This window comes from Plantactinospora soyae (assembly GCF_014874095.1).
Lineage (GTDB): Bacteria > Actinomycetota > Actinomycetes > Mycobacteriales > Micromonosporaceae > Plantactinospora > Plantactinospora soyae.
Genome location: NZ_JADBEB010000001.1, coordinates 3,240,499 through 3,260,852, shown reverse-complemented (window position 1 = coordinate 3,260,852; position 20,354 = coordinate 3,240,499). Strand labels below are relative to the sequence as shown.

General features: G+C 73.6%; 17 protein-coding genes. 13 read left to right on the top strand and 4 right to left on the bottom strand.

Annotation, left to right across the window (positions count from 1 at the left end):
• The first annotated feature begins 91 nt into the window (after window positions 1-91).
• The 6 genes from H4W31_RS14585 (at window position 92) to H4W31_RS14560 (ending at window position 8,467) form a co-directional block, all read left to right on the top strand.
• Window positions 92-1,519: an Hsp70 family protein gene (locus H4W31_RS14585; RefSeq protein WP_192767155.1), complete on the top strand. Its 1,428-nt coding sequence runs from the start codon at window positions 92-94 to the stop codon at window positions 1,517-1,519.
• Complete coding sequence (locus tag H4W31_RS44250; protein WP_318783202.1) at window positions 1,516-4,164, top strand: helix-turn-helix transcriptional regulator; 2,649 nt, start codon at window positions 1,516-1,518, stop codon at window positions 4,162-4,164. Before H4W31_RS14585 ends, H4W31_RS44250 begins: the two co-directional genes overlap by 4 nt.
• Window positions 4,161-6,875 (top strand): nitrate- and nitrite sensing domain-containing protein, encoded by a 2,715-nt coding sequence (locus H4W31_RS14575; RefSeq protein ID WP_192767154.1) that lies wholly within the window; start codon window positions 4,161-4,163, stop codon window positions 6,873-6,875. The genes H4W31_RS44250 and H4W31_RS14575 overlap by 4 nt, the downstream gene beginning before the upstream one ends.
• Window positions 6,859-7,266, top strand: a complete 408-nt coding sequence (locus H4W31_RS14570) for a roadblock/LC7 domain-containing protein (RefSeq protein ID WP_318783201.1) — start codon at window positions 6,859-6,861, stop codon at window positions 7,264-7,266. Before H4W31_RS14575 ends, H4W31_RS14570 begins: the two co-directional genes overlap by 17 nt.
• A 6-nt stretch (window positions 7,267-7,272) precedes the next feature.
• Window positions 7,273-7,656: a DUF742 domain-containing protein gene (locus H4W31_RS14565; protein ID WP_318783200.1), complete on the top strand. Its 384-nt coding sequence runs from the start codon at window positions 7,273-7,275 to the stop codon at window positions 7,654-7,656.
• A 61-nt stretch (window positions 7,657-7,717) separates the two neighbouring features.
• A complete protein-coding gene (locus H4W31_RS14560; protein WP_192767152.1) occupies window positions 7,718-8,467 on the top strand; it encodes a cellulose binding domain-containing protein in 750 nt (249 codons plus the stop codon).
• 78 nt (window positions 8,468-8,545) lie between these two features.
• On the opposite strand, the gene H4W31_RS44245 is transcribed toward H4W31_RS14560, so the two are convergent.
• From H4W31_RS44245 to H4W31_RS14540, 4 genes are all read right to left on the bottom strand, one after another.
• Window positions 8,546-10,246 carry an SMI1/KNR4 family protein gene (locus H4W31_RS44245; RefSeq protein WP_192767151.1) on the bottom strand — a complete coding sequence of 567 codons (1,701 nt, stop codon included), beginning with the start codon at window positions 10,244-10,246 and terminating at the stop codon, window positions 8,546-8,548.
• Between the two features lie 230 nt (window positions 10,247-10,476).
• On the bottom strand, window positions 10,477-11,151 hold the full coding sequence (locus tag H4W31_RS14550) for a DUF3618 domain-containing protein (protein WP_192767150.1): 675 nt from the start codon (window positions 11,149-11,151) through the stop codon (window positions 10,477-10,479).
• Complete coding sequence (locus H4W31_RS14545) at window positions 11,148-11,591, bottom strand: phage holin family protein (RefSeq protein ID WP_192767149.1); 444 nt, start codon at window positions 11,589-11,591, stop codon at window positions 11,148-11,150. The genes H4W31_RS14550 and H4W31_RS14545 overlap by 4 nt, the downstream gene beginning before the upstream one ends.
• Window positions 11,588-12,289, bottom strand: a complete 702-nt coding sequence (locus tag H4W31_RS14540; RefSeq protein ID WP_192767148.1) for a hypothetical protein — start codon at window positions 12,287-12,289, stop codon at window positions 11,588-11,590. The genes H4W31_RS14545 and H4W31_RS14540 overlap by 4 nt, the downstream gene beginning before the upstream one ends.
• 253 nt (window positions 12,290-12,542) lie before the next feature.
• Here H4W31_RS14540 and H4W31_RS14535 point away from each other — a divergent pair, with 253 nt between their 5' ends.
• From H4W31_RS14535 to H4W31_RS43745, 7 genes are all read left to right on the top strand, one after another.
• The gene (locus H4W31_RS14535; RefSeq protein WP_192767147.1) at window positions 12,543-12,737 is read left to right on the top strand and encodes a CsbD family protein; all 195 of its coding nucleotides are present in this window, start codon (window positions 12,543-12,545) and stop codon (window positions 12,735-12,737) included.
• 119 nt (window positions 12,738-12,856) lie between these two features.
• Window positions 12,857-13,933 (top strand): FecCD family ABC transporter permease, encoded by a 1,077-nt coding sequence (locus H4W31_RS14530; protein WP_318783198.1) that lies wholly within the window; start codon window positions 12,857-12,859, stop codon window positions 13,931-13,933.
• Window positions 13,930-15,123 carry a FecCD family ABC transporter permease gene (locus H4W31_RS14525; RefSeq protein WP_192767146.1) on the top strand — a complete coding sequence of 398 codons (1,194 nt, stop codon included), beginning with the start codon at window positions 13,930-13,932 and terminating at the stop codon, window positions 15,121-15,123. Before H4W31_RS14530 ends, H4W31_RS14525 begins: the two co-directional genes overlap by 4 nt.
• Before the next feature lie 92 nt (window positions 15,124-15,215).
• The gene (locus H4W31_RS14520; protein WP_192767145.1) at window positions 15,216-16,004 is read left to right on the top strand and encodes an ABC transporter ATP-binding protein; all 789 of its coding nucleotides are present in this window, start codon (window positions 15,216-15,218) and stop codon (window positions 16,002-16,004) included.
• A gap of 125 nt (window positions 16,005-16,129) precedes the next feature.
• Window positions 16,130-17,128 (top strand): ABC transporter substrate-binding protein, encoded by a 999-nt coding sequence (locus H4W31_RS14515; RefSeq protein ID WP_192767144.1) that lies wholly within the window; start codon window positions 16,130-16,132, stop codon window positions 17,126-17,128.
• 82 nt (window positions 17,129-17,210) lie between these two features.
• Window positions 17,211-18,401 carry an ATP-grasp domain-containing protein gene (locus H4W31_RS14510; RefSeq protein ID WP_192767143.1) on the top strand — a complete coding sequence of 397 codons (1,191 nt, stop codon included), beginning with the start codon at window positions 17,211-17,213 and terminating at the stop codon, window positions 18,399-18,401.
• Window positions 18,402-18,426: 25 nt separating this feature from the next.
• Window positions 18,427-20,322 (top strand): IucA/IucC family protein, encoded by a 1,896-nt coding sequence (locus H4W31_RS43745; protein ID WP_264084069.1) that lies wholly within the window; start codon window positions 18,427-18,429, stop codon window positions 20,320-20,322.
• Window positions 20,323-20,354: the final 32 nt, after the last annotated feature.

Here is a 20,354-nt window from a genome sequence, read left to right as displayed (position 1 = left end):
GCGATGCCAAGTGCCCGGGCCGGGCCCCGGTGGGGCGACATCACCCCACTCGCCGTACCGGGACAATGACTCGCGGTGGAGGAATGGTCGGATGCCCTACGTCCTCGGAATCGACATCGGTAGCACCACCACGGCTGCCGCTGTCGTCCGACTCCGGGGCAACGCCTGGGATCCGCCCGAACCCGTCCGACTGGGCGCGGTCGAGCACACCGCGCCGTCCGTACTGCTGATGTCCAGCAACCGGTCGATCACGGTCGACGACCCCGACGAGTACCACGGGCAGGTCGACAGCGGCTGGATCGCGCGCGGGTTCACCCGCCGGATCGGCGACGACGTACCCCTGCTGGTGGGCGGCGAGGCGTGCTCGGCGCAGGCCCTCACCGCGATGCTGGCGATGTGGGTGGTCGAGCGGGTGGTGGACCAGGAGGGCGAACGTCCTGAGTGGATCGTCCTGCGCCACCCGGCGGGCTGGGGCGGCCACCGCCGGCACCTGCTCGCCGAGGCGCTCTGGGACGCCGGCCTGACCGACGTCACGCTGCTGCCCACGCCGGTGGTCGCGGCCGCCAGCCACGCCGCGCACGGCTTCACCGGCCGGACCCTCGCGGTCTACGTCCTCGGCGGCCACGGCTTCGAAGCCGCGGTGGTCGACCGGGCCCAGCCACTCGGCTTCGAACTGCGGGCCGGCCGTTCCGACACCGAGCCGCTCGGCGGAGCCGACTTCGACGAGGTACTGGTCGAGCACGTCCGCACCGGCCTCAGCAAGGAACTGTCCGACCTGACCGACCCACTGGTCCGGCAGGCACTGGTCGACCTGCGGCGCGAGTGCCGGCGGGCCAAGACGGCGCTGAGCGTCGCCGGCAGCACGGACGTGCTGGTCCGGTTGCCGCGCCGGGACACCCGGGTGCCGGTGACCCGTTCCGAGTTCGAGGAACTGATCCGGCCCGTCGTGGCGATGACCGTGGACGAACTGGCCCGTACGGTGCGCTCCTGCGGCCTGGCCCCGGGCCAGCTCGACGGCGTCCTGCTGGCCGGCGGGTCGGCCCGGATCCCACTGGTCCGGGAACTGCTCGCCGACCGGTTCCCGGTGCCGGTCGCGGTCGAGGCCGATCCGCAGCTCACCGTCGCCTCGGGTGCCGCACTCTCCGGCTGCCAGATCCTGGACCACCAACGGGGCAACCGTCCGCCGCCCCGGCCACCCGTGATGCGACCGCCCCGACCGGGATTCCAGCGCGGCGAGCCGCCGGCCCGACGACAGCGGGGCCGGTCCGGTCAGCAGCCGGACGGAACCGGCCGGGAACCAGGCCGGTACGACGAGGAGCGGACCCAACTGCCGCCCCGGCCACCGATCCGGATCACCCCGCTGGAGATGCCGAGCCGGGCGCTGTCCCGCCTCGCGTCCGGGCGCGGCACCATGACGGTGGCGCTGGCGGTCCTGGCGATCGGCCTCGCCGGGCTGCTCAGTGTCGCCGCCGGCCCCGACGCACTGACCGTCGCGGCCCCGATCGGGTCGGTTCGGTGAGGTCCCCGTTGATGCTGCGTACCGACACCGACACCCCGCTCGTGCTCGACGAGCAGACCATGGCCTTCCTGGCCCGGGTGGAGGCCGACCCGCAGGCCCCGCTGAGCACCGCCGTGCAGGCCAGCGGCGGGCACGGCAAGACCGCCCTGCTGGCCCGGTTGCGACGCGGATACCAGCAGGCGGGAGTCCCGGTACTCGACAACTGGCGGGACCTGACAGACTCCGACGATCCGGGCCAGGTCCTGCTCGTCGACGACGCGCACCTGCTCGACGCCGCCGCGCTGACCGAACTGCGCCGGCTGGCCGAGACCGGCCGGGTCCGGCTGGTGGTCGCGTTCCGGCCCTGGCCCCGACCGGTGGAGCTGGTGGACCTGGCGGAGCTGCTGCACCGGGGCGGACCGCCGGTACCACTCGGCCCGTTCACCGAGCAGCGCACGGCCGCGTACCTGAACACGACGTACGGGACGACGGTGTCGCCGGCCAACGTCCGGCTGGTACACGAGCAGACCGCCGGCGTACCCAGGTTCGTCGAGTGGCTGGCCCGGGCGCTGCGCCCGGGCGACCGCCGGCAGGTCCGGAGCGAGCGGCCCGCCGCCGCGGACCGCCCGGGCAGCGGCGGCCCGGCACCCGCCGGATCGCCCTTCGAGATTCCCCGGTCGGTGCTGCTCCAGTTCGCGCCCGAGTTGGAGAGCCTGGACCTTGAGGTACGCCGGCTGCTGCTGGCGATGTCGGCCGGGGTGACCCTGCCGACCGACCTGCTCGGCGCGCTGCTGTCCCGGCACCCGGACGAGCTGGACGAACCGCTGGCCGCAGCCCGTGCCGCCGGACTGCTCGGCCCGGACGACCGGCTCGCGCCGATCGTCCGGCGCGCCATCGTCGCGCTGAGCCCGGCGAGCCAGCGGGCCGCGGTCTGGCAGCGCCTCGCCGAACTCCAGCTCCAGCGCGGCGGCCGGGTGCTTCCGCTGGTCCGTTCGCTGCTCGACGGCGGATTCGGCGGCAGCTGTCCGGCCGCCGTCGCCGAGGCTGCCGGGGACGAGGCGCTGACCGACGAGCCGGCGCTCGCGGCCCGGCTCTTCGCCGTGGCCGAGGCCGCCGGTCGACCGGCGGCGGCCCGCCGCGCCATGGCCGCCGCGCTCTCCGCCGACCTGGACTCCGCGTTGCGGCTGGCCGACCGGCTGATCGCCACGCCCGACTCGCCGTACCGGGCGGAGGGGGCGGCGGTCGCCGCGACCGCGCTCGTACACCGGGGCCACACCGACCGCGCCGTCGAGCTCTACCGCTGGTCGGGTACGCCCGCGTCGGTGGCGTTCGCGGCGATCGGCGCGGTCGGTGCCGGCCGGTCGGAGTTGCTCGACCGGGTACTGGCCGACCCGCCGACGGACGGCCCGCCGACCCTGCTCGCCAGTGCCGCGCAGTTGATGGCCCGGGGGCTGCGGGAGACGCTGTCCGGCCCACCGACCGCCGCCCTCTCCACCCTGGTGCAGGCGTCCGCGCTGCTCGAACCGGCCGGACGGTCGGTGCTGCTGCCGGAGAGCCCGGCGGTGCTCGCCGCGCTGGTCGCGCTGCACTGCGGCGAGCTGGACATCGGCGAGCGGGCGCTCGACCGGGCCGCCTCGGCCGGCCTCGGTGCCGCCCTGATGGCGCGCCGGCACCGGCTGTTGCAGACCTGGCTGCTGATGGTGCGGGGCCGGACCGCCGAGGCCGGTCGGCAGTTGGCGACGGTGACCGCCGGCGGACTGCCGTTGGAGTCCCGCGACCTGCTCTTCGCCACCGCGTTGGAGCTGGGTGTCGCCCGCCGCAACAGCGACCTTCCGGCGCTGCAACGCGGCTGGGAGCGGGCCCGGGAAGCGGTGGTACGGCATCCGGTGGACCTGTTCACGCTGCTGCCACTGGGCGAGTTCGCGATCGCCGCCGCCCGGCTCGGCGAGCTGGACCGGCTGGCGCCGTACCTGGGCGAGGCCCGGAACCTGCTGGGCCTGCTCGGCGATCCTCCACTGTGGGCGACTCCACTGCACTGGAGCTGCCTGCACGCGGCGATCCTGGCCGACCGGCCGAACGTCGCCGACGAGCACGTCGCCGCGCTCGCCGCGACCACCGGCCACACCCCGTACGCCTCCGTGGTGGCCGCCGCCGGGCAGAGCTGGGTCGAGGTGCTGCGTGGCGTGGTCGACCCGATCCGGGTGGAGGCCGCGGCCCGGGGCCTGCACGGGATCGGACTCTGCTGGGACGGTGCCCGACTCGCCGGCCAGGCCGCGATCCGGACCTCGGACCGGCGGGCGATGACCACCCTGCTCGACTGTGCGCGGATGCTCCAGGGCCGGCCGGCCGGCGTCAAGGGGACGACCCGACCGACGGGTACCGGTGCGGCGCAGGTGGCGGACGCGATCGCCGTACCGGCCGAGGACCGGCTCAGCGAGCGTGAGCGGGAGGTCGCCGAACTGGTGCTCTCCGGCCTGACCTACAAGCAGATCGGCGATCGACTGTTCATCTCGGCCAAGACCGTCGAGCACCACGTGGCGCGGATGCGGCAACGGCTCAACTGCGCGAACCGCAGCGAGTTGCTGGCCCGGCTGCGGACCATCGTCGAGGAGCGGTCCGGCGGCCGGCCGGGCGGAACTCCCTGGCCGGAACGGACGACGCGGTGAGTCCGGCGGTGCGGCGTACGGCCGCGTTGCGGGCCGGGCTGCGTCGGATGACCCGGGTGGGACGGGTGTTCGGCAGCGCCGGCAACGGCCGGTCGACCCGTGCGGGCGGACCGGTCCGGGCAACCGGCCCCGACCCGGCGACCGGCACAGGTCAGATGAACAGCTCCGGAAGGACGAACGGAGCTGGTACGGCGAACGGGCCCGCCAGGGCGAGCGGACCCGGCACGGCGCGGGGCCCCGGCACGGCGCGGGGCCCCGGCACGGCGCAGGGCCCCGGCACGGCGCAGGGCCCCGGCACGGCGCAGGGCCCCGGCACGGCGCAGGGCCCCGGCACGGCGCAGGGCCCCGGCACGGCGCAGGGCCCCGGCACGGCGAGCAGACCCGGTACGGCCAGCGGGCCCGGCCGGGCGAACGGTTCCGGCGACCCCGGTGCGGCGAACCGGCCGGGCGACGGTGCGGCGGCGGGTCGGTCCACGACGGAGGCCGCTCCCACCCGGGTGGTGCAGAAGGCGGCCGCCCTGCTGCTGGTGCTGGTCGTGCTCTGGGGATACGCCGCCTTCCTGACCGCCCGGGAGACGATGGACCTGCTCGCCGTCCGCACCCTCGGTACGGAACTCGGCCGGCCGACCGAGGCACTGATCCTCGGCCTCCAGACGGAACGTCGACTGAGCATGGTGCAGCTGGGTGCCCCGGGCCGGCGCCCGGCCGCCCTGACCCAGGCACGGGCCCGGACCGACGCCGCGACCGGGGCGCTGCGGCGGTTCGTCGGCGAGACCGACCTCCGGCTGCTCACCGTCGGCACGGTCCGGGAGCGGGCGGCCGAACTGGTCCGCCGGCTCGACGCGATCGGGCCGCTCCGGGACACCGTCGACGGCGGCACGGTCGACCGGGCCACCGCCGCCGCGTCGTACGGGCAGATCATCGACGCCGGCTTCGCCGTGTACGGCTCACAGTGGGCCAGCCGGCGGACCGACCTGATCGAGGAGACCCGGTCCCTCGTCGCCCTGGCCCGGGCCACCGAGCTGCTCGCCCGGGAGGACGCCCTGATGGCCGGGGCACTCGCCGCGACCCGGTTGACCGAGGCGGAACACCGGCAACTGGTCGACCTCGTCGCCGTGGCGCGGTTCGCCCGGGCCGAGGCGGCGGCCGGACTGCCGTCCGCCGAGCGGGCCGAGTACGACCGTCTGATCACCGGCCCGGTCTTCGGGGCGCTGTACGCCGTCGAAGCGGAACTGCTCGCCGCCGACCGGAGCGCGGGAAGCGTCCCGATCCAGCCGGCGCGGTGGCAGGCGGCGACCGAGCCGGCCCTGTCCGAGCTGCGCAACCTCGTCGCCAGCGGGGTACGGCACAGCGTCGACCGGGCCACACCGGGCGCGGTCGGCGTCGTCACCCGGGCCGGCCTGGTCGGCGGCCTCGGGCTCGTCACGGTGGTGGCGGCGGCGGTACTGACGATCCGGAGCACCCGACGGATGGTCGGCCGACTCGACCAGCTCGGCGCGGAGCATGCCGCGCTCGGCACGGCCCGGGACGGGTTGACGGCCGAACTGGCCGCCCAGCGGGAGCGGACCGCGCGGCTGACCGCGCAGGCCGCGCAACTGTCGGCCCAGCGCAAGCGGTTGGCGACGCAGCGGGAGCAGTTGGTGGCCCAGACCGGCCGGCGACAGGCCGAGGCCGAGCGGGTGACGGAGCGGGCCGCCCAGATGGCGGCACGGTTGGCCGCGCACCAACGGATCCGGGAGGTCTTCGTACGGCTGACCCGGGACAACCAGAGCCTGCTGCACCGGCAGATCGGTCTACTCGACGCGATGGAGCGTCGGGAGACCGACACCGACGAGCTGGCCGAACTGTTCCAGCTCGACCACCTGTCCACCCAGATGCGGCGCAACGTCGAGCAGATGATCAGCCTCTCCGGCGGTACTCCGGGGCGGCGCTGGCGACGGCCGGTGCCGCTCGTCGACGTCGTACGCGGGGCGGTGGCGGAGGCGTCGGACTACCCGCGCGTGCTGGTGGCCCCGAACTGGTCGGGCTCGGTGGCGGGGCGGGCCCTGCCGGACCTGATCCACCTGCTCGCCGAGGTGATCGAGGCCGCCCTCGCCGGATCGCCGTCGACCACCACGGTGCGGATCAGCGGCGAATTCCGGAACGGCGCCGCGGTGATCATGGTCAATGACGACGGCGCGGGCCGTGGTCCGGCGGAGCTGGACACCGTCAACGAGCTGATCCGGGACACGCCCACCACCGCACCCCTCGGCGGCTCGGTCGGCCTGTACGTGGTCGGCCGGCTCGCCCGCCGGCACGGCATAACGGTCGAGATGACCGCCGGGGCCCGGGGCGGCACGACCGCAATCGTGCTCGTCCCCGATAGCCTGCTGGTCGACGCACCCGCGTCCGGCCCGGGAAGCACCCCGGGCGGCAGCACCCCGACAGGACGGCCGGCCGACAACGCAGTGGGCCGACCGGGTGGTACGGCGCGTCCGGGCGCCGCGCCTCCGGCCCTTCCGGTGCGGGTCCGCCGGCCCCACGAGGGCAACGCGGCCACCGCCACCACCCGGGCGGCCAATCCGCACCCGAACGGCGCGCCGGTACGGCCCGCCGAAACCGACTGGTCGGTGACGATGGAGCTGCCGGTGTCCATGCCGACGCCCATCGACGACCAACCCGAAAGCAGCGAGAGGACGACAGGTGACTCACGCAGTGGTCACGACGGATAACCTGGTCCGGATACTCGACGAGTTCGTGGACCGGGTCTCGGCGGCCGAACATGCCGTGGCACTCTCCCCCGACGGGCTGTTGCTCGGCGTCTCCCGGGGGGTCGGTCGCGAACTCGCCGACCAGCTCTCCAGTGTGGTCGCCGGCCTCCAGGCGCTCTCCCAGGCCGCCGCCCGGCACTCCGGCCCCGGCGGGGTACGTCAGGTCATCGTGCAGATGCACCGGGCGTTCCTCTTCGTCGCCGCGACCCGGGGCGGCGCGATCCTCGCCGTCCGGTTCGAGGGGGACGCCGACGTCGACGAGATGGCCTACGAAGTGGCACTGGCCGCAGGTCGGGCGGATTCGCACCTGCCCACCTTTCCGGTGCCGGCCGATGACCTGACCGGGGGGTGATGCGCGGTGCGCACCGGTGGAGGCGGTCGCAGCGACGATGCCTGGTACGACCAGGACGCCGGGCCGGTGGTCCGTCCGTACGCGATGACGCGGGGCAGGACGCAGCCGATCCGTGGACAGTTCGACCTGATCTCCCTGGTCGTGTCCCGTGGGCCGGCACCGGAACGGTCCGATCTGACGCCGGAACAGTCCGAGATCCTCGTCTCCTGCCGCCGACCGCTCTCGGTGGCCGAGATAGCCGCCGCGCTCGACCTGCCCGTGGGTACTGTCCGGGTGTTGCTCGGCGACCTGCTGGACGCGGGACTGATCGAGACCCACGAGCCGGCGGTGCTGGACGCTCCCTCGGAAGACCTGCTGGAAGCGGTGCTCGCCGGGCTGCGGGCGCTCTGAACCCGGTGCCGGCCGTTCCGGGGGCGGAACGCCGCGCCGGGGCGCAGCGAAGGGATTACAAGTGACCAAGGTTCGACAACGCCCGGCGCGTACGCTGCCGGTCGCCGTACTCGATCTGCTGCTCGCCGGGGTGGCGGCGGTCCGTGGTCTGATCCGCCGGGTGGCCCGGGTGCTGCCGGTCCGGCGCGGGGACCGGGCCCTGGCGACCGTCATCGTCGCCGCGGCGCTGGTCGCGGTCGTCGGCACCGGATTCCTGGTCGCCGCGCTGCTGCGGACACCGGATCAGCTCGCCCCGTTGGGCGTGGCGCCGCCGGCCACCCCCGCCGCCGAGGAGAGCACCGGAGGCGGGCCGGACGACGCCGACGGCAGCGCGACCCCACCCGCGTCGTCGCCGCTCGCCCTGCCGCCGCCGGAGTCGTCCACCGGCCCCCGCGAGCGGCCGCGACCGCCGGTGCCCCGGTCGCCGGCACCCCCGCCCACCCTCGCCGGCCGGTACGCCTCGGAGGGGGCGAACCTGCTCAACTACACCGCCTCGGTGGCGATCAGCAATCCCGGCCCCGGGCCGGTCACGGGTTGGACCCTGACGATCACGCTGCCCCGGTCGACGCAGGCGGTCGGCGAGGTCTCCGGAGCCACGACCAGTCGGGACGGGAACACCTGGACGTTCGTGCCGGACCAGACCACCCGTCGGGTTCCGGCGGACGGCTCGGTCCAGGTGCGGTTCCGGGTCGACGGGTCGCTCTTCGACTCGGCGCCGACGGCGTGCACCGTCAACAAGCGGCCCTGCGAGATGACCACGGCCAGCGGCTGAGACGCGTTCGTCGGGGCTCCGCCCGGCAGCGCCGGCCCGGCGCGGGCCGGCGCCACCCGACCACTTCGCCCGGCGCGGTCAGCGCGACTTCTCGATCGTCCAGTCAAGTCGGCGTTCGGCATCGACGGTGGGCCGGTACTGTCCGGCGTACGGCTCGCCGGTCTCCAGCGACCTCGCCACGTCCTCCAGAAGTTCCGTGACCGACGCCGGCCAGCGGTCGAAGCCCGTGCCCTCGTCCGGATAGAACTCGCCGACCCTGCCGTGTCCGCCGGGCCGCTGGTCGACCAGTAGGCAACCGCCGTCGCCGGCCGACGCGAACGGCACGAAGGCGCGGTGCCACCAGTCGTCCTCGGGCGCGTCAGCAGCCAACACCTCACAACTGGTCTCCCAGTCGAGCCTCATCTCGTCGAGGTTCAGCAGCCGGTAGAAGGGCGGCAGGTCGAAGCCGTCGATCGCGCTGGCCCCGTCGTGCCGACGCAGCGACGCGACCAGGTCGGCCGGAAAGGCGACCGACATCCGGGTCTGTGCGGCGGCGATCCGGGCCCGGGATGCCGGCGGCCGCAACGCGGCGTGCGTACGCGGTGCCTTCGCCGCCAACCAGCGTTCGATCCGGCTCCAGACGGCGTTGACCCGGGCGGTCGTCGCCGAATCGGGTTCGGTGCCGGCCACCCTTCCGGCGTACTGCGGGCAGGCGACCCTCGCCGGCAGGCCGGTCGCGCGCAGCACGCCGGTCGGCTGGGGTACGACATGTCCGCTCGGTACCGGGCGTCCGGTACCCACCCGGGCCGGGCTGGAGTAGACCCGTACCTCCCTGATCTCCGTCGCCGGGCCGCCAGCCAGGGTCAGGCCGCAGAGCAGCAGCAGCGACACCACAAAGACCCCGACGAGGACGACCAGCACCCGCTTGCCACTGACCGTCGACCTCGTGGTCGACCGGTCCACCATGACCACCACCCCCGACCCCGGCTCCGACCCTGACCCCGGCGCATCGCCGGAGGAGGAGGTGCGGCCGGTGGCGGTGGGGTCGGCGGTGGTGGCTGGGACGGTGGCGGTGGCGCTTCCGGTCGCCGGCCGGCCTCGGGTGGCGTGCAGCAGCGGATCGAGCCAGCCCGCCGCCTCCGCCCGGAGCCGCGCCGGCCGGTCGGCCGCGTCCGCCGGAATTCGGCCCGCCAGCGTGACCGGCAGCGCGCCGAGTTCGTCGTCCGGGCCGATCGCGACGACCGAGGCGGTGAGGCCACGACCGGCGACAACCTCCAGAGCCAATGTGGTGTGGTTGACCGCGTCCGGTCCCGAGCCGGTCAGCAGCACCACCGGGGCCGGCAGCGCCCAGGCGAGGTCCGCGAGGGTCCAGCCACCCCGACCCAGCGGTACGGCGAGACCGTGCCCGCCACCGACCAGGACGAGGCCGTGGGTCCGGGTCAGGGCCTGGACGAGTCCGACGACGTCCTCGGCCGGCAGCCCGCCGCCCCCACCGGCCGCCACCTCGACGTACGTGTCGACGGTGTCGTGCAGCGGCGTGCCCGGGGAGGCGTCCTCGCCCTGTCCACTCTGGTCGGTGTCGTCGGCGGAGACCGGTGAGCCGTCGTCCCCGCCGCGGTGGCCCGGTCCGGGCCCGACGATCCGGAGCACCGCCGTACGTCCGGCGGCGGCGGCGCAGAGGGCGGCGGCCGCCACCTCCCAGTTCGCGTTCGTCGAGGTCGCGGCGAGCACCCACGGTCCACCGTCCGGCCAGGACATCGACGCCTCCCGGTCGCCACCCCCGGCGGCGTTGTCGGCCACAACCAATCGTCGGGAGCCTATCCGAGGAGGGTGTCACCGGGCGGCCCTCCCGCACCGGGTACGGAGAGCCGCGTGCCCGCCACGGCAGCAGCGTGGCGGGCACTCGTCACGTTCCGGTTCGGCCGGGCACTCGTCGCGTTCCAGCTGCGGCTGGAGACTCGTCGCGTTCCAGCTACGGCTGGGCACTCATCACGTTCCAGCTGCGGCTGGGTCGAGGCGTGCTCGTCCGATCAGTGGCGTCGTACCTCGCTCGCGGTTTCCTGGGCCTGGCCACGGAGGTCCTGCGCCGATGAGCGGGCCTGGTCACGCATGCCGCTCGCATGCTGGCTGGCCTTGGACTTGACCGACTCCGCAGCCCGTTGGGCCGGCTCGCGGAGATTCTCCTGCGTCTGCCGGGCCATCCCGGTGGCCTGCTGCTTCAGCTCGTCGGAGTGCTCGGCGACCTTGTTCCGGAGCTGCCCGGCCATCCGGCGTTCCGGCTGGCTCGCCGGCAGCAGCGACGAGGCGAGCACACCGAGCCCGAACGCGACCAGACCGGCGGCCAGCGGATGACCCTCGGTCTGCTGCCTTGCCTGCTGCCCCATCGTGTGCATCCGGTCACCGGCCGACGCGGAGGCGGCGGAGATCCGGTCCCGGGAGGCTTCGCTGGCGTGCCGCACACCCTCGCGGGCGTGCTGGGCGCCCTCTCTGGCCTGCGATCCGGCGCCCATCATGTCCTCCCGGGCGTGTGAGGCGCTGCCCATGACGTTGTCCCTGATCCGCTGCCAGGTGCCGCGCACCTTGCCTGCCTGTCGGCGCGCGGCGGCGCGCGGGTTCATCCGGTCGCCGAGCGCGTTCACGTTGCCGCCCAGATCATCCTGGGTCCTCTCGATGTTCGCCCGGATCTGACTCGGGTCGGTACTCATCGTTCTCCCCCCGATCGCTGCTGTGTCCGGCCCCGGACCGCAGCCGGTACCCGCCGGATCGTCTCCGCCGTCTGCGGCAGGGTCTGTAGGCCACGGACCTGTCGTCGGGCCACCGCCACCAGGACTCCGGCGATCAGTGCCCAGACCGCCGCGACGACCAACGCCGCCCAGCCCTGGTCCATCACGTTCGCCAACCCCCACCACAGGGCGTACGACAGGAACAGCAGCACCATCAGCGCCCCCAGCGCCGCGCCGCCGAACATTCCGGCGACCCGGGTCGCGGTACGCACCTCCTGCCGCAGTTCCACCTTGGCCAGTTGGATTTCCTGCCGGACAAGGGTCGAGGTGTCTCGGGTGATCGCGCCGAGCAGTTCCCCGATCGAGGCCTGCGACGGGTCCCGCTCCCGGTCGGCGCCCAGTCCGCCTGCCGAGACGCTCATCGTCGTACCTCGTTGGCCCGACCGTCCCCGGCGGATCCGCGCCGTTGGCCCGCCTCCGCGTCGGGCAACGTACCGGGATTCGGCGGGCTGACCTGCGGCTGGCCGCGCATGCCGTCCGGCCTGGCGCCCATGTTGTCGGACCGACCGCCCATGCCGTCCGGATGGCCCTGCCCGCCGTCGGGCTGGCCGCCGTCGCCCTGGAGGGCGTCCCGACTCCGGGTCAGCCGGCCGGCGAGTACCCCGACCACCGCGGCCCCGGCCAGGAACAGACCCGGATTGCGGCGGGCATAGTCCCGGACGTCGCTCATCACCATCCCGGGTTCCCGCTGGTCGAGCCACTGGGCCGCCTGGTTTACCCGGTCGGCCGCGTGCCGGACCAGGTCGGTGGCGACACCCGGTCGGTCGGTACGGTCGGACATCGCCCGCAGTTCCTCGCCGAGCGAGTGCAGCCCGGAGGCCGCCCGGTGCTGCTGCGCCTCGGCCTGTTCCTTCAGTTGCGAAGAGGCCTGGCCCATCAGCTCCTGGGCCTGTCGGGAGGCTTCCGAAGCTACGTCCCGGCCCCGGTCCGCCGCACTGTGCGCCAACCCGCTGCCTGTCTGGGAAAATCGCTGTCCGGCTTCGGTGGCGCCCTGCCGGGCGACCTCGGTCTTCGACCGGTGCCCGTCGCCACTCGGGCCGGCATTCGTGTCACGCGTCATCACGGGCCCCTCAGCTCTACGCCTTGTCGACAGAGAGTCGATGTCGGTGGCTACCCCGCCGATCGGTAGTTATGCCGTCGCCCGGACGAGAACCGCCGGTCGACCTGCTGCGACGCGGCCGCTCGGCACTGGCCCGGTTCCTTCGACCACCGGCCACGTCCGCCCCGCACCCGCCCGTTTCGGCGCCGGCACGACCGGGCACTAACAGGTCAGCGAGGTGCGGACGGTATCTCAGCAACGCCTGGAGGACACGATGAGCTTGGGAGACAAGATCCGGCACAAGGTCGAGGAAGTCGCCGGGATGGCCAAGGAGAAGGTCGGGGACAAGACCGACAACGAGCGGCTCCAGGCTGAGGGCGCGACCGAGCAGACCGAGGCCAACGTCAAGCAGGCCGGTGACCACGTCGGTGACGCCGCCCGCGACACCCGGGACGCGTTCAAGCCCTGAGTACCGACACGCTCAACCGGCCGGCGGGCGCCCCTGATCTTGGGGCGCCCGCCGGCCGTGATCGTTACGTCGTCGGCACCCCGCTGAGCTGCTGCTTAGGCGTGGCTTATCTTACTTAGGTGCCCCTAACCATCAGCGAACCTGCGCCGCCGGGCCAGGCGCCACCGGAACCGACCCGGAGTACGGCCGCCCGACACACCGGGATCGTGCTGGTGCTGTTCGCCGCCGTCGTACTCGCCTGCCTGGCGAGCGTGCTGATCGGCGCCAAGAACGTACCGCCGGGCGAGGCCCTGCGGGCGCTGACCGGTGACCGGAGCGGGGACGCGTTGCTGGTCGCCGAGCTCCGCTTCCCGCGTACGCTGCTCGGGCTGCTGGTCGGAATCGCCCTGGGGGTGGCCGGCACCCTGGCCCAGGAGTTGACCCGCAACCCGCTCGGCGACCCGGGTCTGCTCGGTGTCTCGGCCGGTGCCGCCCTCTCCGTCGCGGCCAGCATCGGAGTGTTCGGCCTGACCTCGCCCTACCAGTACGTCTGGTTCGCGTTCATCGGAGCCGCCCTGGCGGGTGCGCTCGTCTACGCCATCGGCGGTGCGGCCCGGGCGTCGGCGCACAGCGGCGGCGCCTCCCCGGTCAAGCTCGCCCTGGCCGGAGCGGCGGTCACCGCGCTGCTGATGAGTCTCACCCACGCGCTGGTGCTGCTCGACGTACGGACCTTCGACCAGTACCGGTTCTGGGCGGTCGGCTCGCTCGCCGGCCGCGACGGCGCGCTCGCCGGCCAACTCGCCCCGTTCGTGCTCGCCGCGTTGGTGCTCACCGCGGTCATCGTTCCCCGGATGAACGCGCTCGCGCTCGGCGACGAGCTGGCCGGCTCGCTCGGCGTACGGGTCGGGGTGACCCGCCTGCTGGGTGCCGTCGCCGTCGTACTGCTGACCGGTGCGGCGGTCGCCGCCGCCGGTCCGGTGACCTTCGTCGGGCTGGTCGTGCCGCACCTGGTCCGGCCGTTCACCGGTCCCGACCTGCGCTGGCTGTTGCCCGGTGCCGGGCTGGCCGGCGCGGCGCTGCTGCTCGGCGCCGACACACTCGGGCGGCTGCTCGACCACCCCGGCGAGGTACAGGCCGGCGTGGTGACCGCGATGATCGGCGCACCATTCCTGATCATGCTGGTCAAGCGCGGCAGGTTCCGGGAGCAGACCCGATGAGCCTCCGGCTCCCCGAGCAGCCGGGCAGCACCCGACCGACCGGTACGCCCGTCACGGCACCGACCGGCGAGCGGGCTGGAACACCGACCGGTACGCCGGCTACCGCACCGACCGGCGAGCGGGCGGTACGACAGCGCGGCCGGATCGGCTGGGAGGTGGCCGGGCTCGGCGGGATCGCCCGGCCCCGGGTGCTCGGGGTCCTCGCCGTCGTGCTGGTGCTCGCCGCCGCCGGACTGGTCGCCTCGGTCTCGATCGGCGAGTTCCCGATCCCGGCCGGCGACGTGGTCCGCGCCCTGACCGGTACCGGCGGTGCCGACGCGACCCTGATCGTGCGCGAACTGCGGCTGCCCCGGGCCCTCACCGGCCTGCTGGTCGGCTTCGCGTTCGGGCTGGCCGGGGCGCTGATGCAGGCCGTCACCCGCAACCCGCTGGCCAGTCCGGACCTGATCGGCATCTCCGCCGGGGCGAGCACCGGCGGGGTGGCCGCGATCCTGATCGGCGGCGTGACCGCTGCCGGCGCCGGGTCGTACGCGAGCGTGCCGCTCGGTGCGCTGGTCGGGGCGCTGGTGGCCGCCGGAGTGATCTACGCGATGGCGTTCCGGGACGGCGCGATCACCGGCTTCCGCTTCGTACTGGTGGGGATCGGCGTGCAGGGTGCGCTCACCGCGCTGACCAGTTGGCTGCTGGCCCGCGCCGACATCAACGAGGCGTCCCGGGCGATGGTGTGGTTGACCGGCAGCCTGAACGGACGCGGCTTCGAGCACGCCTGGTGGGCCGGGCTGGCCCTGCTGGTGACGCTGCCCGTGGTGCTCGCCCTGATCCGGCCGTACCAGTTGCTCCAGTACGGCGACGACACCGCGCGGGCGCTGGGCTTGCCGGTGGATCGGGCCCGGGTGGTGCTGCTGCTCGCCTCGGTCGTCCTGGCGGCGGTGGCCACCGCGGCGGCCGGTCCGATCGGGTTCGTGGCGCTCGCCGCGCCGCAGATCGCCCGCCGCCTCACCGGTACCGCGAACCTGCCGTTGCTGACCAGCGGCTGCGTCGGCGCGGCGCTGATGCTCGGCGCCGATCTGGCGGCCCGGCTGCTGCTCGCCCCGATCGAGCTACCGGTCGGAGTGGTCACCGGCGCGGTCGGCGCCCCCTACCTGATGTGGCTGCTGACCCGGGCGAACCGAGTCGGCCGGGCCGGCTGATGAACTCGACACCCGAGGTGTTAGGAGGGGGCCCTTCTTATACAGAAAGCGATAACAAGGGGCCCTTCCTTACCGCCAACCTGGAGGATGAGATGACGGCATTGCTGGGCAGCGATCTCCGGTTGGCCTACGGCGACCGGGTGGTGGCCGAGGGGCTGGACATCGCGGTGCCGGCGGGCAAGGTCAGCGCACTGGTCGGGCCGAACGCGTGTGGGAAGTCCACCGCACTGCGCGCGCTGGCCCGGCTCCTGTCGCCGAGCGCCGGCACGGTGCTGTTGGACGGGGAGCCGATCGCCGGACTTGCCGGCCGGGAGCTGGCGCGTCGGCTGGCGCTGTTGCCGCAGTCGCCGATCGCGCCGGACGGGATCACGGTGCGGGACCTGGTGGCCCGGGGGCGTACGCCGCATCAGCACTGGTGGCGGCAGTGGTCCCGGGCCGACGAGCGGATCGTCGACGAGGCACTCGCCGCCACCGGTACCACCGAGTTGGCGGACCGGAGTCTCGACGAGCTCTCCGGTGGGCAGCGGCAGCGGGTCTGGATCGCCCTCGCGCTGGCCCAGGACACCCGGGTACTGCTGCTGGACGAGCCGACCACCTATCTGGATCTGGCGTACCAGGTGGACGTGCTGGAGCTGGTCGCCGAGTTGAACCACCGGGACGGCACCACGGTGGTGATGGTGCTGCACGACCTGAACCAGGCGTGCCGGTACGCGGACCATCTGGTCGCGATGCGGGCCGGCAGAGTCGTGGCGGCCGGACCGCCCTCCGAAGTGGTGACCCCGGAGCTGGTACGGGAGGTGTTCGGCCTCGACTGCCGGATCATCACCTGCCCGGTCGCCGGTACGCCGATCGTCGTACCGGAAGGGCGTCCTCGGCGCTGACCAGGGGTGACACGTGATCGGCTTCGCACTTTTCCATCGTCAACGAGTTTTCTTTCCCCGGCGAGCAAGGCTAACCTAACTGCGAAGTAGGAGAGCCTTACCTTAGTAGAGATGAGGAACGTTTCATGCGTCGATTCGCGCGCGGTCGCGGGGTGGCCTTCCGGCTTGCCGCCGGCCTGACCGGGCTGGCCCTGGCCGTCGGGCTGTCGGCCTGCGGTTCGTCGAACTCCGGTGGAGAGGCCGAGGCGGGCTCGGGCAACGCCACCGCCGACGCCGGCTTCCCCCGTACGGTGGCCCACCACAAGGGCAGCACCGAGATCAAGGCCAAGCCGCAGCGGATCGTGGCGCTGGACAACAGCCTGGTGGAGGCGGTTGTCCTGCTCGGCCGGCCGCTGGTCGGCGGCATCGCCAGCTACCGGAACCAGAAGACGTTCCCGGACTACCTGGGCGACGCCGTCAAGGACACCAAGGACATCGGCCCGCTGGACAACCCGAACCTCGAACTGATCGCCTCGCTCCGGCCCGACCTGATCGTCTCGGCGACCGTCCGGCACGACGCGCTGTACGACAAGCTCTCCGCGATCGCGCCCACCGTCTTCGTCGAGACCACCGGCCCGACCTGGAAGGCCAACATCACCCTGCTGGCCCAGGCCCTCGGCGAGGAGACCCTGGCCGCGCAGCAGCTCTCCGCGTACGAGGCCCGGGCCAAGAAGATCGGCGACGAGGTGAACGCCAAGGCCGGCAACCCGTCGATCTCGGTGGTCCGGTTCGTCGACGGCCCGACCCGGCTGATGGCGAAGGCGTCGTTCATTGGCATCATCCTGGCCGACGCCGGGCTGAAGCGTCCCGCCTCGCAGGACAAGGACACCTTCTCCACCGAGATCAGCGAGGAACAGATCGAGTTGGCCGAGGGCGACCACATCTTCCTCACCACCTACTCCGGCGGGGAGAGCTACAAGGCGAAGTTCGAGGCCAACCCGCTCTGGACCCGGCTGGCGGCAGTGCAGGCCAAGCGGCTGTACGAGGTCAAGGACGAGCTCTGGATGACCTCGGTCTCGGTCCAGGGCGCACACTTCGTCCTCGACGACATCTCGCGGACCTTCCAGGTCGACGCCGCGAAGTAGACACCCAGCGGACCGCCGCTGCCGCCCGGCCCCGGATCGATCCACCGGGCACCCGGGCGGCAGCGCCGGAGGAGGCTGATCCGTGCGGCTCTACCTGACCGCGCTCAATCCCACCGATTCGGTGCTCGACGGCTTCCTGCCGGCGGCGGCCCGACTCGGGCTGCCGGTGACGGTGCTGACCGATCAACCCGGAGCCTGGCCGGCGCTGCCGGGCGACGCGGAGGTGGCCGGAGCGGACGTGCGCGACGTGCGGGCCGTACTCGACGCGGTGTACCGGACAGATCCGCCCACCGCTCTGCTCTCCAACAGCGACCACCTCCAGACGCCCACCGCGCTCGCCGCGCAGTATCTCGGACTGCCCGGAAAGGACTGGCGGGCGACTCTGCGGGCCAAGGACAAGCGGCTGACCCGGCGTACCATCGGCGACGCGGGGCTGGACACGGTGGCCGCGGTGGCCCTCGACCCGGACGACGACCCCGAGCGTGCCGGAAACATCCCGTTCCCCGCAGTGGTAAAACCCCGGGAGGGCGTGGCGAGCGAGGACGTCTACCTGGTCGGCGACCCGGCCGAGCTGCGCCACCGGGTCGCCAAGATCCGTGCCCGACGCCCCGACCTGCCGCTGCTGGTCGAGGAGTACCTCACCGGCGAGCTGCACACCCTGGAAACCCTCGGCGACGGCAGCGACCTCGCGGTACTCGGCACCTGGCGGACCGGCCTCGGCCCACCACCGACGTTCATCGAGGCCAGTCTCGAATGGGCACCGCGGCTACCGTCGACAGTGCTCGACCAGGTACGCGCCCAACTCGACGCGCTCGGCGTCGGTTTCGGCGCCTGCCACACCGAGTTCGTCGTCGCCGACGGGCGGGCCCGGCTCGTCGAGGTGAACTACCGACTGATCGGCGACCGGATGGATCTGGTCCTCGCCGAACTGCTCGACGTGCCCCTCTTCGAGTACGTCATCGGGGTACACGCCGGTACGGCGCTGCCGCCGCTGCCCGACCCCGCGACCCTGGCCCGGCACGCCCGGGTCGAGTACGTCTGCGCCGACCGCCCGGGCACCCTCCTGGCCGCGCCCGGAATAGTCGACACGCCTGGCCCGGCCGGCGTCCGGCTCGGCTGCCGGCCGCTGCGCCCGATCGGCGCCACCGCACCGCTGACCCGGACGAACCGCGACTACCTGGCGGCGCTGCACGCCATCGGGCCCGATCCGGAGACGGTCGAGGAGGCCCTGCGGGACTTCCGGGTCGCGCTGCACTGGGAGATCCGCGAATGAGCGGGCGGCAGCACAGGAGCCCGGAATGACGGGAAGCACCGACCCCAGAGCCGACGCCGAAACCCGGACCGGGACCGAAGCCGGAGCCGAGGCCGGGACGGGGACCGGAGCCGGAGCCGGAGCCGATGAACCCGAGCGCGAACTCTTCCGACGGGTGCTCGACGCGCTGCTCCGCGAGGACCATCTCGGCCTGGCCGGCAACGGTCGGCACGATGGCGACGGCTGGTGGCTGACCCGTACCGCCGCTGGTCGGCTGCGGCTGCCGGTCCGGCCGGACGGATTCCAGCACGACCTGCGCACGGCCCGGCCGGAGTTCGTGGTCGAGGACGGGACCGGAACGAAACGGCTGGTCAACACCCTCGACGGGCTGCTGGACGTCCTCGGCCCGACCGACGATCCGGAGGCCGAGGCGGGCTGGCTCGCGTTCCGCGCCGAGTGCCGGCACGACCTCGCCGCGCGGCGGCTCGCCGACCAGACCCGCCCCCGGGTGTACGCCGAAATCCTCGCCGCGCGCCGGAACGCCGTACCTGGCGGTCCGACCGGGATGGCGGGTGCGCTGCTCGACGACGTACTCGCCGCCCGTGGCGACCATCCGGTCTATCCGACCAGCCGGTGCCGGCACGGTTTCGGCAACACCGACCTGCTCCGGTACGCCCCGGAGCACGCCCCCCGGTTCGCCCTGTGCTGGCTGCCGGTGCCGCGTACCGAGGTGACCCTCACCGGCACCCTGCCCCTGTGGTGGCCACCGGCCGGTACGCCGGACACCGTGCTGCTGCCGGTGCACCCGGTCACCGCCGACCGACTGAGCCTGCCGGTACGCGGAAACGGGCCCGAGGTACTCGTCCGGCCGACCCTGTCGACCCGGACGGTGTCGCTGGTGGACGACCCGTACACGCATCTGAAGCTGCCCCTGGCCACGGCGACGCTCGGCGCCCGCAACATCCGGACGATCGCTCCCGGCACCCTGGTCGACGGCGCCGAACTGCACCGGCTGCTGGCCGGGATCGCCGCCGCCGAACCGGCGTTCGCGGGTCGGATCCTGCACGCCGACGAGAGCTGTCACGGGCACGCGGGAAACGAGGTCCGCTCGTTCCTGCTCCGCCGCTATCCGAGCGGGTTGGCCGGTCACCAGGTGGTACCCGTCGCCGGTCTGGCCGCCGAGGACCCCGACGCGGGAACGGTCGCGCAGCGGGTCGGCGGACCGGATCCGGGGCACCTGCTCGAGGCCTATCTGGACCTGCTGATCGACTGGCACGGCTATCTCTGGCTGCGGCACGGGATCGCGCTGGAGGCGCACCAACAGAACATCCATCTCGTCCTCGATCCTGTCGGCACCGGGGGCGGGCTGCGGCTGCTCTACAAGGACAACGACGGGGCCAGGCTGGCCCGGCGGACCGGGCCGGAGCTGCACGACGCGCGGATGTGGATCACGGACCCGACCGAGTTGGCCGACGTCTTCACCACGATCACCCTCCACCTGGCCGCGGCGGCACCGCTGCGCGCGCTCGCCGAGCGGGGTGTGCCGGTACCGGCGCCCGGTCCCGCGTTGCGTACCCGCCTGGTTGCCACCCGCGACCGCTGGACCGCCACTCAGGCCGGACCGGGTGGACCGGACAGACCGGCCGGACCGGGTGGACCGGGTGGACCGGGTGGACCGGGTGGACCGGGTGGACCGGGTGGACCGGGTGGACCGGGTGGACCGGGTGGACCGGGTGGACCGGGTGGACCGGGTGGACCGGCCGACTGGGACGTGACCGCCGCCGCCGACCTGCTCACCGAGCGCGTCCTGACGGCCGACCGCCTGCCCGTCAAGGCGATGGTCACCGCCGGCACGCTGCTGCCCAAACATCGCACCGGTTGTGCCGACATCAACAAGTACTACCTGCGCACCGGCCCCAACTACCTGCGGTCCGACCGGTGATCGCCGTCCGGGCCGGCCGTGTCGCCCCAAGG